General features: G+C 73.6%; 11 protein-coding genes. 4 read left to right on the forward strand and 7 right to left on the reverse strand.

What is annotated here, in order from left to right:
- The first annotated feature begins 11 nt into the window (after positions 1 to 11).
- On the forward strand, positions 12 to 716 hold the full coding sequence (locus tag POL25_RS41535) for an ankyrin repeat domain-containing protein (protein ID WP_272091980.1): 705 nt from the start codon (positions 12 to 14) through the stop codon (positions 714 to 716).
- Positions 717 to 800: 84 nt separating this feature from the next.
- On the opposite strand, the gene POL25_RS41540 is transcribed toward POL25_RS41535, so the two are convergent.
- Both POL25_RS41540 and POL25_RS41545 read right to left on the reverse strand, forming a co-directional pair.
- On the reverse strand, positions 801 to 2633 hold the full coding sequence (locus POL25_RS41540; protein ID WP_272091981.1) for a glycoside hydrolase family 15 protein: 1833 nt from the start codon (positions 2631 to 2633) through the stop codon (positions 801 to 803).
- A gap of 7 nt (positions 2634 to 2640) precedes the next feature.
- The gene (locus POL25_RS41545; protein ID WP_272091982.1) at positions 2641 to 3405 is read right to left on the reverse strand and encodes a glucose 1-dehydrogenase; all 765 of its coding nucleotides are present in this window, start codon (positions 3403 to 3405) and stop codon (positions 2641 to 2643) included.
- A gap of 529 nt (positions 3406 to 3934) precedes the next feature.
- Here POL25_RS41545 and POL25_RS41550 point away from each other — a divergent pair.
- Positions 3935 to 4414 carry a gluconokinase gene (locus tag POL25_RS41550; RefSeq protein WP_272091983.1) on the forward strand — a complete coding sequence of 160 codons (480 nt, stop codon included), beginning with the start codon at positions 3935 to 3937 and terminating at the stop codon, positions 4412 to 4414.
- A 179-nt stretch (positions 4415 to 4593) separates the two neighbouring features.
- Here POL25_RS41550 and POL25_RS41555 read toward each other — a convergent pair whose 3' ends face one another.
- The 5 genes from POL25_RS41555 to POL25_RS41575 all read right to left on the reverse strand — a co-directional run bounded on the left by POL25_RS41555 (position 4594) and on the right by POL25_RS41575 (position 10026).
- A complete protein-coding gene (locus POL25_RS41555) occupies positions 4594 to 6129 on the reverse strand; it encodes a transglutaminase domain-containing protein (RefSeq protein WP_272091984.1) in 1536 nt (511 codons plus the stop codon).
- 152 nt (positions 6130 to 6281) lie between these two features.
- On the reverse strand, positions 6282 to 6773 hold the full coding sequence (locus POL25_RS41560) for a hypothetical protein (RefSeq protein WP_272091985.1): 492 nt from the start codon (positions 6771 to 6773) through the stop codon (positions 6282 to 6284).
- Positions 6774 to 6887: 114 nt separating this feature from the next.
- Positions 6888 to 9008, reverse strand: a complete 2121-nt coding sequence (locus POL25_RS41565; protein WP_272091986.1) for a peptidylprolyl isomerase — start codon at positions 9006 to 9008, stop codon at positions 6888 to 6890.
- Positions 9009 to 9023: 15 nt separating this feature from the next.
- Positions 9024 to 9614: a hypothetical protein gene (locus POL25_RS41570; protein WP_272091987.1), complete on the reverse strand. Its 591-nt coding sequence runs from the start codon at positions 9612 to 9614 to the stop codon at positions 9024 to 9026.
- A 115-nt stretch (positions 9615 to 9729) separates the two neighbouring features.
- Positions 9730 to 10026: a DUF4404 family protein gene (locus POL25_RS41575; RefSeq protein ID WP_272091988.1), complete on the reverse strand. Its 297-nt coding sequence runs from the start codon at positions 10024 to 10026 to the stop codon at positions 9730 to 9732.
- 98 nt (positions 10027 to 10124) lie between these two features.
- Between POL25_RS41575 and POL25_RS41580 the strand changes: the two genes are divergently transcribed.
- Both POL25_RS41580 and POL25_RS41585 read left to right on the forward strand, forming a co-directional pair.
- Positions 10125 to 11573 carry a flavin monoamine oxidase family protein gene (locus POL25_RS41580; RefSeq protein ID WP_272091989.1) on the forward strand — a complete coding sequence of 483 codons (1449 nt, stop codon included), beginning with the start codon at positions 10125 to 10127 and terminating at the stop codon, positions 11571 to 11573.
- 478 nt (positions 11574 to 12051) lie between these two features.
- Positions 12052 to 13278, forward strand: coding sequence for an MFS transporter (locus POL25_RS41585; protein WP_272091990.1), 1227 nt, complete (start codon positions 12052 to 12054; stop codon positions 13276 to 13278).
- The last annotated feature ends 71 nt before the right edge of the window (positions 13279 to 13349 follow it).

Here is a 13349-nt window from a genome sequence, read left to right on the forward strand (position 1 = left end):
GCTGACGCAGCATGCCTCCCCGGACGCTCGTGAAGGCCGACCCGCTCGCCGTCGCGGTGACGCGGGCCATCCAGCGCGGCGAGGTCGCCGAGCTGGGGCGGCTGCTCCGCGACCACCCCGACCTGGCCACCGCGCAGATCGTCGACGACGACGGCAGCGCCCGCACGCTCCTGCACGTCGCCACCGACTGGCCCGGGCAGTTCCCGGCCGGCGTCGCGACCGTCCGGGCCCTCGTCGCCGCGGGCGCCGTGATCGACGCCCCGTTCGTCGGCCCGCACCGCGAGACGCCCCTGCACTGGGCCGCCAGCGCCGACGACATCGCGGTGCTCGACGCGCTGCTCGACGCCGGCGCCGACATCGAGGCGCCGGGCTCCGTCATCGCCGGCGGCACCGCCCTCGCCGACGCGGTGGCGTTCGGCCAGTGGCGGGCCGCGCGACGGCTGGTCGAGCGCGGCGCCCGGGCCACGCTGTGGCAAGCCGCCGCGCTGGGCCTGACGGCGCAGCTCGAGGCGGCGCTGGCCGCCTCACCGCCGCGTGAGGCGATCACGAACGCGCTGTGGTGCGCCTGTCACGGCGGCCAGCGACAGACGGCCGAGCTGCTGCTCGCGCACGGCGGCGACCCCGAGTGGGTCGGCCACGACGGCCTGACCCCGGCAGCGGCGGCCCGGCGCAGCGGCGCCCACGAGCTCGCGGCCTGGCTGCAGGCGCGCGACTGATCGCGCATGCCCTTCAGGACATGTCCGTTCGCGCATGCTCATGAGGACATGCTCCATCGAGCATGTCCCCATGGACATCCCGCCTCACCCGAGCGCGCGCTCGAGGTTGAACGCCGCGCTGATCAGCGACAGGTGCGTGAACGCCTGCGGGAAGTTGCCGAGCGCCTCGCCGTGCTCGCCGGTCTCCTCCGAATACAGCCCCAGGTGGTTGCCGTAGCCGATCATGCGCTCGAACAGCAGGCGCGCCTCGTCGAGCAGCTTCGGGTGGGCGCGGCCGGCCCGGGTCAGCGCCTCGACCAGCCAGAACGAGCACATGTTGAACGTGCCCTCCTTGCCGGGCAGGCCGTCGGGCAGCTGGTCCGGGTGGTAGCGGTAGACCAGGCCGTCGGACACCAGCCCGCCCTGGTTCGGCGGGCGCTGGATCGCCTCGAGCGTCTTCAGCATGCGCGGGTCGTCGGGCCCGAGGAAGAACACCAGCGGCATCAGCAGCGCCGACGCGTCGAGCGAGCGCTCGTCGTACGCGGCCACGAACGACTGCTCCTCGTCGCTCCAGCCGCGGGTGAAGATCGCCTCGTAGATGTCGTCGCGGGCGCGGAGCCAGCGCTCGCGCGGGGCCGGGAACGAGCGCTTGTCGGCCAGGCGCAGCGCCCGGTCGAGCGCGACCCAGCACATCACCTTGGAGTTGAGGTTGTGGCGCATGCCGCTGCGCGGCTCCCAGATCCCGTGGTCGGGCCGGTGCCAGCTCTCGCCGACAAAGTCGACGATCCGGCGCAGGTGCATCCACGCGTCGTAGGAGATCGGGCGGCTGTGCTTGTTCGAGAGGTAGACCGCGTCGAGCAGCTCGCCGTAGATGTCGAGCTGGAACTGGCTGTGCGCCGCGTTGCCGACCCGCACCGGCTTGGCGCCGCGATAGCCGGCCAGGTGCGGCAGCTCGTACTCCTCGATGCAGGTGTCGCCCTCGACCGTGTAGAGCAGCCGCAGCGGCGACCCGTCCTCGCCGGGCGGCTCGTGGTAGCGGCGGTCGAGCCAGCCCATGAACGCGTCGGCCTCCTGCGTGAAGCCGATGCGCAAGAACCCGTACAGCGTGAACGCGGCGTCGCGCATCCACGTGTAGCGGTAGTCCCAGTTGCGCACGCCGCCGGGCGTCTCGGGCAGGCCGAGGGTCGGCGCCGCGACGATCGCCCCGGTCGGCTCGTAGGTCAGCAGCTTGAGCGTCAGCGCCGAGCGGTGCACCGTCTCGCGCCAGCGCCCGCGGTACGAGCAGCGCGACAGCCAGCGCCGCCAGTAGTCGACGGTCCAGCGGAACAGGGTCTCCGACTCGTCGGGATCGGGCCCACGCGGGCAGTGGCTGTTGCCGCCGCCGCGGAACACGAACACCGCGTGCTCGCCCTGGCGCAGGACGAAGCGGGCGTGCACGCCGCCCCGCTCGCCGCGCGTCAGCGGCACGCTCGACGACAGCGACATCGTCACGTCGGGCGCTTGGAACACCGCCCCGAACTCGGTGAGCTCGACCTCGTGCGACGCGCGCGCGTAGTCGAAGGCCGGGCGGCAGTCGGCGCGCAGGCTCACCTCGCCGCGGACCGCCCGCACGCGGCGCACGATCTGGTGGTGCCAGCCGTGATCGAGCTCGTCCCCGACCGGCATGAAGTCCTCGATCTCCACCACCCCGCCCTCGCAGAAGAACCGCGTGACGAGGATGTTGGTGTCGGGCCAGTAGAACTGCTTGCTCGGGGCCGCCTGGTCCTCAGCGCTGATGCGGAACTCGCCGCCCTTCTCGTCGTCGAGCAGCGACGCGAACACGCTGGGCGAGTCGAACCGCGGGTGACAGAACCAGTCGATCGCGCCGTTGGTGCCGACCAGCGCGATGGTCCGCATGTTGCCGATGATGCCGTGATCGTGGATGGGCAGATATGCCATCGCCTCACTACTCCTCGTGGAACCACGTCATCCCGCCGTCGACGAAGTACGTCGAGCCGGTCACGTAGGCCGCGTCCTCCGACGCCAGAAACGCCGCGATCCCGGCGACGTCGGCCGGTTGGCCGATGCGCTTCAACGGGATCCGCGTCAGCAGCTCCTCGCGCTTGCGCCGGTCGTCGACCACGTCGCGGTTGATGTCGGTGCGGATGGCGCCCGGGGCGATCGCGTTGACGGTGATCCCGCGCGGGCCGAGCTCGGCCGCGAGGTCGCGCGTCAGCATGCGGACCCCGCCCTTGGCCGCGCAGTAGGCGGCGTGGCCGGGGAACGCCAGCTCCTCGTGGACCGAGCTGACGTTGATGACCTTGCCCGCCCGCTCGCCGGCGAGCCACCGCCGCACCACCGCCTGCGTGGTGAAGAAGGTGCCCTTGAGGTTGGTGTCGATCACCTTGTCGTAGTCGGCCTCGGTCACCTCGACGAACGGCGCCCGCACCTCGACGCCGGCGTTGTTGACGAGGATGTCGATCGATCCCAGCGCCTGCCACGCATCGGCGACCAGCGTCTCGCACTCGCCGGTGCGCCCGACGTCGGCCTGCACCACCACCGCGCGCCGCCCCTCGCCGCGGACCAGGCGCGCGACCTCCTCGGCCGCCTCGCGGCTGCCGTTGTAGTTGACCGCGACGTCGGCGCCCTCGCGCGCGAAGCGGAGGGCGATCTCGCGGCCGATGCCGCGGCTGGAGCCCGTGATCAGGGCCGTCTTCCCATTCAGGCGCATGCGTCCTCCCATGCCCACGTCACGAGGCCATCCGTCGCAGCTCGCCGGCGGCGAGCGACGGGCGGTGCTTGCTCGCGCGTGCGCATCTCTCGAGGTGTGACGCACGCCGGCCCCACGAGCACGGCCTCGCGGCCGCATCGGTCGCCGCCGCGGGCCTCCACGCCGGCTCAGGCGGCCACGCGCGGCCGAACTTCGCGGCCCGCGGTGTTGACGCGACCGCACGCGCCCCTCGGCGCCCGCGGCTCGCGGAGTTGACGCGGCCGCCCCCACTGGCTCAGGCGACCTCGCGCGACCGATCCACGCGGTGTCGACGCGAGCCCACGCGACCCGCGGCTCGCGGAGTGGCCGCCCACGCGGGCTCAGGCGGCCATGCGCGGCCGCGATGTCGAAACAACCGCTCGAGACCGCGGCTCCCGGAGTGGCCGCCACGCGGGCTCAGGCGGCCACGCGCGGCCGCGGTGTCGACGCGAGCGCACCCGGCCCGCGGCTCGTGGTTGACGCGGCCGCCCCGGTGCGCTTGGCTCACCGCGTGGTGATCGTCGTCATGGGCGTCTCCGGGGCCGGCAAGACCACCATCGGCCTGCGCCTCGCCGCCGCTCTCGGCGCGCGCTTCGTCGACGCCGACGATTTTCACCCGCCGGAGAGCCGGGCCAAGATGGCCGCCGGCGTCCCGCTCGACGACGCCGACCGCGCCCCGTGGCTGCACACGCTGTCGGCCGAGATCGACGGCTGGCTGCATCACGAAGGCGCCGTCGTGCTCGCCTGCTCCGCCCTGCGCGCCGTCCACCGCGCCGCGCTGCGCCGCGACCCGTCCCACGTCGTGTTCGTGTACCTGCAGATCACCCCCGCCGTCGCCCGCGCCCGCCTGCTCGCCCGCCGCGACCACTACTTCAAGGCCGACCTGCTCGAGAGCCAGCTCGCGACCCTCGAGGAGCCCGACGACGCCGTCACCGTCGACGCCGACCAACCCGTCGAGGCGATCGTGGCCGACATCGTCGCCGGCCTGTGACAGGCTCAGAAGCGGCCATCGTCGCGCGGCGCACCGCATGTCCTCGCGAACATGTCCTCCTGGACATGGACATCGGGACCTGCTCGCTCGAACATGTCCCGAGGTCACCAGCGCCAGCGCTCGAGATCGCGGCTCACGCCCGCCCGCGCGTGCTCCAGGCCGGGCGCTCCCGAGCCGCCCTACCCTGACGCGTGGACCTGCAGCTCGCCCACGCCCTGGTACGTCCCGTAGAGCGTCGGCGACGTGAAGATCCGGACCGCGTAGGTCCCCTTCGCCAGCGGCCCGCACGACACCGCCACGTCGCGCGTCCCGGTGACCTCGCACTCGACCGCCGCCGCGCTGTCCTCCGGGACAGCCTTGACGATCAGGTTGCGGCCGCGCGGGTTGTCGAGGCTCAGCGTGAACTCGCGCTGCACCGTCACCTGCGAGCGGCGGGGCTCGACCAGCTGCAGGCCGTCGGCGAAGAACTTGGGCCGCATCATCGGCTGGCGGGCGAACTCGCCGCGGGACAGCGGCTGCTCGCGCAGCTGCCAGGCCGGCTCCTCCGGGAAATGCGTCACCCCGATCAGCGCCGGCGGCACGAACAAATAGTCGGAGCGGTACTCGCGGACGAACGCGCCGTCCTTGAGGTGACCCGAGTCCCACGTGGCGTCGATGAGGTACCAGCGGCCGTCGATGCGCGCGGCGTTCCACGCGTGCGACTCGCCCTCGACCTCGCGCGACAGCCCGCGCGCGTCGCCGACGACGACCACCACCTCGTCGCCGGTGACCGCCGCGATCGCCCGCATCAGGTTGGCGTAGCCGGCACACACGGCCAGGCGCGCGGCGAACACCGCCTCGGCGCGCTGGTCGGGGTAGACGTCGCGGTTCAGGTACGACGCGGCGTCGTAGGCGAGGTGGGTGGCGACGAAGTCGTGGATAGCCTTGATCCGGCGCGCCGGGTCGGGCTCGCTGGCGGCGAGGTGACGGCCGACGGTGTCGATGCTGGTGCGCGCCGCGTCGGGCATCGCCAGCACCGCCGGGTGGAGCTCCGCCGGCGACGGCCATGCCGGGCCATTCACCGCGACCACGGGCTCGCTCGCGGGCGCGGGCTCGACCTCCGGCGTCGGCGTCGGCTCGGCGCCCGTGGGCACGGGCGTCGGCTGCGGCGGCCGCTGCCACGGGTCACGCCACGCGTCGTCCTCGGCGGGCGCCGGCTGCGGCGCCGGAGCCTCGGCCGGCCGGGTCTCGATCAGCCCCTCGTACTCGTTGTCGTGGGCCGCCTCGTACAGCCACTGCAGGCCGTCGGCCGCCCGCAGCAGCCCGGCGCGGGCGCGGCCCGTCAGCGGGTGCTGCACGCCCTCGAGGAACCAATCGCCGCGCGTCGAGATCGCCGTGAACACCGCCTCGGGCCGCGACCACAGCAGCGCCGTCAAGAACGCCAGGTTGACCACCAGCGTGCGCAGCACGATCCGGTCCCACGTCGTCAGCACCCGCCGGTCGCGCTGCGAGCCCCGGCGCAGCAGCCGGGACAACATGTCCCAAGCGACAGGTACGATCGGGAACAGCAGCAGGCCCGCGACGCACACCAGCCACACCGGCCCGTTGCGGTAGGCCGCCAGCGACGAGGCGACCCACACCCCGAGGGCCGGCGCCACCACCACCACGGCCGCCCAGATCGCGCGAAGAAGCCAGAATAACAACGTTCCGAGCCAGCTCAGCCGCGCACGCGTCATCCTGGCCGAGCCTAGCACGGCGCCGGCGGCCGCGCCGTCCCTGGCGCAGCGGAGCGGCCTGCGCCGGTGGGGCGCGCGCGCTCACGGGAGCGAAGGGACGCGCGACACGACCCTCGCTACATTCGACGATTCAGCGCACCGCGACGCGCAGCTCAGCGGGGCTCGATGTGGAACACCAGCTCGGCGTGGTCCTCGCGGCCGAGGGCGTCGCTGACGGTCAGCGGCAGCACCCAGTCGCCGGGCGTGGTGAACTCGAGGCTCACCATCCACTTGAAGCCGTCGGGCGTGACCGGCCAGGCCTCGGCCGCCAGCGCCGCCTCCGACTCGTGGCGCGCGCGCCAGCCCGGCGCCAGCGCCAGCGTGAACGGCGGCTGCGGCACGTCGCCGTTGAACTGCGGGTCGTCGGGCACGGGATCGGGCCCGACCTCGATGTCGGCCGCGAGCGCCGTCGGGCCGACGTAATCCGGCCAGGCGCGACCCTCGGCGGCGCGCAAGGCGATCGAGAACTGGCCGTTGTCGGTGGCGATCGGCGTGTCGATCTCGACGTACGGACTGGGGTCCTCCTCGGGCGTACACGCGCCGGCGGTCACGACCGCGGCGACGAGGACGCTGCTGCTGAGTGCGGTTCGAATGCAGGGCACCATGGTGCACCTCCCGAGGAGTCATACGCCGGGGCGACGGCCGGGCAACCGCAAGTCATGCGTGCCAGCGGCCTCGAGCGGACGCGAAGGCCTCGCGCGCCGCTCGCCCGGGCTGTCTCATCGGCCAGGTGATGCCGGCGCGATGACGACCTCGGCCTTGAGGATGCGGTCGCCGACCACCAGCGCCAGGGCGGCCGGCAGGCCGTCGCGGACCTCGCCGACGTGGGTGTAGCGGCCGTCGAGGTGCGGGGCGCGGGCGTGCATGATGAAGAATTGACTGCCGCCGGTGTCCTTGCCGGCGTCGGCGATGCCCACGGCGCCGCGCGCGAATGGAGCGGCGCCTGGCTCCGAGGGCAGGGTGAACCCCGGACCGCCCCAGCCGGTGCCGCCGGGGTCGCCGCCCTGGACGACGTAGCCGGGCACGACGCGATGGAACGTCAGGCCGTCGTAGAAGCCGCGCTGGGTCAACGCGACGATCGCCGCCACGTGCCACGGCGCGGCCGCGGGCGCGAGCGCCACGTCGACGCGGCCGCGCTCGGTGTGCAGCCGCCACAGCAGTTCACGGCCGAGCACCGGCGACGGATCGTGCAGCGGCAGCGGGACTTCGCGGCCGGGCCCGTTGACGCCGGGATCTTCGCCGGCGATCGCCTTCACGCAGGCGCGGGCCGCCGCGCGCACGCTGGCGTTCACGTCGGTGAGCGCGGCGCGACAGACCGGCAGCCCGCGCGCCCCGCCGACCTCGGCCAGCGCGCCCGCGAGGCCGGCGAACAGCTCGCCGTCGCGTTCGCCCGCGGCCCGCTCGACCAGCGCGTCGACGATCGCCGGCGCCTCCGGCCGCGGCGCGTCGCCGGCGAAGCGCCCCTGGACCGCCTCGGCCGCGGTGCCCACGACCGCCGGCGAGCTGTCCCGAAGGCCAGCCGCGATCAGGCCGCCGAGTTCGAGCGCGTCCCACTGCCGACCCGCCGCCGCCAGCGTGGCCGCCCGCACCCGCGGATCGTCGCTGGCCGCCAGCGCCGTCAGTCGGGCCGCCCGCGCCGGCCCGCCGAAGCCCTGGCCGAGCAGACCTGCCTCGAAGGCCAGCCGCTCGAGGTCCGCCGCCGCCCCGACCGCCTCGGCGCAGCGCAGCGGCGGCCGCCACTCGCCCGCGCGGGCCGCCAGCGCCGCCAGCCCGCACGCCAGCCGCGCCTGCACCCGCCGCGCCTCCGGCCGCGCCGCCGCCAGCCGGGCCTCGGCGCGCGCGTGGGCCTCGGCGGCCCCGGGCAGGACGTCCTTGCCGGCTGTCACGATGGACATGGCCTCGAGGACAGGGTGTCCAGAACCTGTCCCATCGAACATGTCCTTTTGTTCAAGCTCGGCGCGCAGCCAGTCCCACAGCGCCGCGGTCGCGGCCGGCTCGGCCAGCTCGCCGAGACCGCGGACCGCCGCCACCCGCACCCACGGATCGGCGTCGCCGAGGCCCGCGCGCAGGGCCGCCAGCGCCTGCGGGGGCCGGTGCCGGGCCAGGCCCTTCAGCGCCAGCGCCCGCACCTCGGGCTCGGCCGCCGCGGCCGCACGCACCAGCGCCGCCGCGCCCGGGTCGATCGCCGCCTCGCGCACCGGCGCTGCTACCTCTGCGTCGGGCTTCGCCGCGGGCGCGTGGGCCAGCCCGTAGACCGCCGCGTAGACCCGCCGCGGATCGCCCTCGCCCGCCATCGCCACCAGCCCGGCGCGGGCCGCCTCATCGAGCGGCAGCCCGCGCCGACCGAGGATCCCCAGCACGATCGCCGCCGCCTCGCGCACCGCCGGCGCCTCCTCGGGTCGCAGCGCCGCGGCCAGGCGCGCGCTCGCGGCCCCGCTGCCGAGCCGCCGCATCGCCAGCACGATCGCCAATCGCTCGTCCGCCCCCGCCGCCGGCCACCGCTGCCACACGGCGTCCTCGAACCGCGCCACCTCGGACCCGAGCGCCCCGGCGACGTCGAGCGCGCGCATGGCCGCCGCCCGCGTGGCCGCGTCGGGGCTCGCCAGCAGCGCGTCGAGCCGCGTCAGCGCGACCGCGTCGCCGATCCGCCCGAGCCCCTCGATCGCCGCCGGGTTCGCCTCCGTGGCCAGCCGCGCCAGCTCGGCCGAGCCGCCCTCGCGCCGCGCCTCGAGGCGAGCGAGCGCGAGGCCCGGATCGTCGCCGCCGTCCGGCGGTCCCGACGGCCGCGCGCACCCGGCCACCAGCGCGATCGACAGCAGGAAGGAGCGCGGAGCCAGCATGGCCGAAAGGTCAGGTCACAGGCACCGCTGCCCGCAGCTGCCCTGCGCGCAGGTGAACAGGCCCACGATCGCCGGGCTCTGCATCGGGTTGACCATGCACTCCTGCGCGCACTGCTGCGGGTCGCTGTCGGCGATGCAGGCGAAGAAGCAGGCGCAGTCCTCGTCGGCGGCGCAGGCCACCTGCTCGTCGCAGCAGCCGTCCTTGAGGCAGGCCAGGCACGGATCGTCGCCCGGGGCCGGCGCGCACACGTCGGGCTCGCCGGTGGTCGTGCTGGTGTCGCCGGTCGAAGTCGAGGTCTCGCCGGTGGTGGTCGAGGTCGTCGTGCCCGGCTCGGTGGTCGTGATCGGTTCGCCGGTGGATGTCGTCGTGCCGGGGAAGGTCGTGGTCGGCTCCTCCGTCGTCGCCGTCCCCGTCGCCGTCGCCGTCCCGTCGGTGGTGCCGGTCGTCGTCGTGCTGGTCGTCGTCGTCGTCGCGTCGGTGCCCGTCTCGGTGCCGGTGCTCGTGGTCGTCTCGGTCGCGGTGCCCGTCGCCTCCTCCTTGCCGTTGCAGGCCGGCGAGGCGACGAGGATCAGGGAGAGGCAGGCGAAGGTCAGATCGTGGCGCATGGTCGAACTCCTGGGTAAGGCGAGTGAAGCCGCGATCGTACGGCACGGCTCCGCCGCTCACCAGGCCCGCGTCGAATGACATGTCCTTGAGGACATGTCCCTCGCGCCAGGGGCCTCAGATCCCCATGCGCGACAGCGCGTCGACCACCGACTCGATCGCGGTCGCGACCTGCGGGTGGTCGACCTCGAATTGCCGGGCCGAAGCGCGCAGTTGATCGACCGTCTCGACGTCGGCGAGCGTCGCCACCGGCCGCGTCGCCAGCTCGCCGCGGTGATGGGCCTCGAGGCGGTCGGCGATCTCGCGCAGCGTCTGCGACAACATCCCGCGCACCTCGGGATCGGCGGTCGACACCGTCTCGAGCTCCTGATGCAAATGTGTAAGGGTCTGGCGCAGTTGGTCCGAGTGACTCACATGGGGGACCATAGAGGATCTTGGCGGGCTGACAAGCGGGCGCAGCCCGGCGGCTCTGGCTTCCAGCGGCGCGGTGACCGGCGTACAGTCCCGGCTCGATGCAGCAGCCAAGGATCAGCCGTCGGCGTCTGGCCGGCCTCTTCGTGTGGGCCGGCGCGGCCCATGCCCTCCCCGCCTGCGGTCAAGCCGCCCCTGCCGAGAAGCGCGTGCTCGTGCTCGGAGCGGGTCTCGCCGGCCTCTCTGCGGCCTGGGAGCTACAGCAGCTCGGCTACGAGGTCACCGTGCTCGAGGGCCGCGACCGCGTCGGCGGCCGCGTGTGGACCTTGCGCGAGGGCCTCGAGCAGGGCCAGTTCGCCGAGATCGGCGCGGTGCGGATCCCCGACGTGCACGAGCGGACCCTCGAGTACTGCGAGATGCTGGGCCTCGAGCTCGACGAGTACAAGGACGGCGCGCCGCTCTACTACATCGACGGCAAGACCTTCCTGCACGTCGAGGGCGAGCCGTGGCCGGTCGACGGCCTCACGGACGACGAGAAGGGCCTCGGCCTCGGCGACTACTGGACCCGCGAGATCGCGGCGACCTTCACCGAGTTCGGCGACCCGCGCATCAACGGCTTCCCCAAGCCGGGCATCGTCGCAGAGTACGACGGCATGGTCTACGCCGATTTCCTGCGCATGAAGGGCACCAGCGAGGCCTACCTCAAGCTCTACGCCGCCGACAACGGCTCCGAGATCAGCACCATCGGCACGCTGGCGTGGATGGGCGCCGAGGTGGCCGACAAGGACTGGGGCGCGACCTATCACATCCGCGGCGGCAACGACCAGCTGACCGAGAAGCTCGCTGACGAGGTCGGGCGCGCCAACATCCAGCTCGGCAGCAAGGTCACCAAGATCGAGCACGACGACGCCGGCGTGACGGTCACGTTCAGCGGGCCCGACGGCGAGGCCTCGCTGTCTGCCGATTACCTGGTGTGCGCGATCCCCTTCACCACCCTGCGCGACGTCACCATCGAGCCGGCCTTCTCCGCCGACAAGACGCGGGCGATCAAGGAGCTGTTCCTGATGAACGCCGGCCGCGGCTACATCCAGACCAAGACTCGCTTCTGGGAGAAGGACGGCATCGGCGGCCTCAAGATCGCCAAGACCGACGGCCCGGCCGAGCGCATCTGGAACCTCAGCGACGTCCAGCCCGAGGGCACGACGATGGGCGTGATCCAGTCGTACACCCAGAACCACAACGCCGACGCCTACTGCGGCGTCGCCCCGGCCGAGCGCGAGGAGTTCTGCCTCGCCGAGGTCGAGAAGTTCTTCCCCGACATCCGCGCCGAGAAGGTCGCCTTCTTCCACTACTGCTGGTCCGACGACCCGTGGGCCAAGGGCGCGTGGACCGACATCCTGCCCGACCAGTGGTGGATCGTCGCCGCCACCCGCAAGCCCGAGGGCCGCGTCACCTTCGCCGGCGAGCACACCTCGGTGTGGGCCGGCTGGATGCAGGGCGCGATCGAGTCCGGCCAGCGCGCCGCCGACGAGATCGCGGCGATGGGCTGAGCTTCGGGGCATGTCCTGCAGGACATGCCCTCTCGGACATGCGTGAAGGGACATGCCCGACCGGGCATGTCCCTTTCGTCATGCGCGCGCGGAGCGGACCCCCCGACCGCGACCTCTGCCTGCGCGCGCGGGGCGAATGCACGGCCGAGCTCGCCGAGGACGGACAGCCGTCACTCGCGCTGCGCCCGGCAGCCCGACCCTCGCGCTGGCCTGCCCACGCGGCGTGCCCTGCCCACGCGGCTTGCCCTGCCCACGCGGCGTGCCCTGCCCCGCGTCCCTGCGCACGCGGCAGTCCGCACCTGCACGCGCGACCGCGCCGTGCGTCGGACTCGCCGTGCGCGCCGGGTGATTGTCCGCGACGGCGCGAGGGAGCGCCGCCTCCGCGTGCTCGCCTCCCTCACCTCGCCGCGGCGGCGCCGCCGGCTTTCTCGCGTGCCCGCCGGCGGCAAACGGCCGATCATCGCGGCGCCTCCTCGCCATGACGGCCCCCGCGTCCCCCTCGATCTTCGCCAACCGCGACGTCGCCCTCTACTGGTGCGTCCGCCTGTGCTCGATGATGGCGTTCCAGATGCTGGCCGTCGCCGTCGGCTGGCAGGTCTACGAGCTGACCGACAGCGCCCTCGCGCTCGGCTACGTCGGCCTCGCGGGCTTCATGCCGGCGGTGCTGCTGGTGCTCGTCGCGGGCCAGGTCGCCGACAGGTTCGATCGCCGGCGCGTGGTCCAGATCGGTCACGTGCTCGAGGGCCTGGTGTCGCTGGCGCTGGCGCTCGGCTGCTGGCAGGGCTGGCTCGACGTCACCGGCATCTTCGTCGGCGTGTTCGTGCTCGGGATCGGCAAGGCGTTCGCCGCCCCGTCGCTGTCGGCCCTGTTGCCCGCGCTGGTGACCCCGGCCGAGCTGCCGCAGGCCGTCAGTGCCACCAGCGCGGCCACGCAATCGGCGGTGATCCTCGGCCCCGCGCTCGGCGGCTTCCTCTACCTCGCCGGGGCCGGGGCGGTGTACGCCGTCGGCGCCGCGCTGTTCGCCGCCTCGGTCACGCTGCTCGGCGTCATCCGCCGCCCGCAGGCGCCGGCGATCGCCGTCTCGCCCGACCCCGAGGCCGGCTCGGTGTTCGCCGGCATCCGCTACATCCGCAGCCAGCCGGTGGTGCTCGGCGCCATCTCGCTCGATCTGTTCGCGGTGCTGCTCGGCGGCGCCACGGCGATCCTGCCGATCATCGCCCGCGACCTCGTGCACACCGGCCCGATCGGCCTCGGCTTCATGCGCTCGGCCCCGGCCGTCGGCGCGCTGGCGATCTCGTTCTGGCTGGCCCGGCGACCGATCGAGCGCCGCGCCGGCCACGTGATGTTCGCCGGCGTGGCGGTGTTCGGCCTGGCGACGATCGTGCTCGGCGTCTCGGAGTCGCTGGCGCTGTCGCTGGTCGCCCTGCTGGTGCTCGGCGCGGCCGACATGCTGAGCGTGGTCATCCGCTCGTCGCTGGTCCAGCTCGAGACCCCCGACATCTACCGCGGCCGCGTCAACGCCGTGAACTACCTGTTCATCGGCGCCTCGAACCAGCTCGGGGAGTTCCGCTCCGGCGTCACCGCGGCGTGGATGGGCCTGGTACCGTCGATCGTGTTCGGCGGGGTCGGCACGCTGGTGTGCGTGCTGCTGTGGATGAAGTGGTTCCCGGCGCTGGCCCAGCGCGACCGCCTGACGGGCGGCTGAGCCGGGTCGATGGGACCGACGAGCCGATTGACCCCCCCAGCCTGCCCACGTTACAGAAGATAGCATCCCAT

It is taken from the genome of Nannocystis bainbridge (assembly GCF_028368995.1).
In the GTDB taxonomy this organism is placed as follows: domain Bacteria; phylum Myxococcota_A; class Polyangia; order Nannocystales; family Nannocystaceae; genus Nannocystis; species Nannocystis bainbridge.

Excerpts from the sequence above, each read along its gene's own strand:
- POL25_RS41535 (WP_272091980.1), top strand. The coding sequence starts at position 12 with ATGCCTCCCCGGACGCTCGTGAAGGCCGACCCGCTCGCCGTCGCGGTG.
- POL25_RS41540 (WP_272091981.1), bottom strand. The coding sequence starts at position 2,633 with ATGGCATATCTGCCCATCCACGATCACGGCATCATCGGCAACATGCGG.
- POL25_RS41545 (WP_272091982.1), bottom strand. The coding sequence starts at position 3,405 with ATGCGCCTGAATGGGAAGACGGCCCTGATCACGGGCTCCAGCCGCGGC.
- POL25_RS41555 (WP_272091984.1), bottom strand. The coding sequence starts at position 6,129 with ATGACGCGTGCGCGGCTGAGCTGGCTCGGAACGTTGTTATTCTGGCTT.
- POL25_RS41560 (WP_272091985.1), bottom strand. The coding sequence starts at position 6,773 with ATGGTGCCCTGCATTCGAACCGCACTCAGCAGCAGCGTCCTCGTCGCC.
- POL25_RS41565 (WP_272091986.1), bottom strand. The coding sequence starts at position 9,008 with ATGCTGGCTCCGCGCTCCTTCCTGCTGTCGATCGCGCTGGTGGCCGGG.
- POL25_RS41570 (WP_272091987.1), bottom strand. The coding sequence starts at position 9,614 with ATGCGCCACGATCTGACCTTCGCCTGCCTCTCCCTGATCCTCGTCGCC.
- POL25_RS41580 (WP_272091989.1), top strand. The coding sequence starts at position 10,125 with ATGCAGCAGCCAAGGATCAGCCGTCGGCGTCTGGCCGGCCTCTTCGTG.
- POL25_RS41585 (WP_272091990.1), top strand. The coding sequence starts at position 12,052 with ATGACGGCCCCCGCGTCCCCCTCGATCTTCGCCAACCGCGACGTCGCC.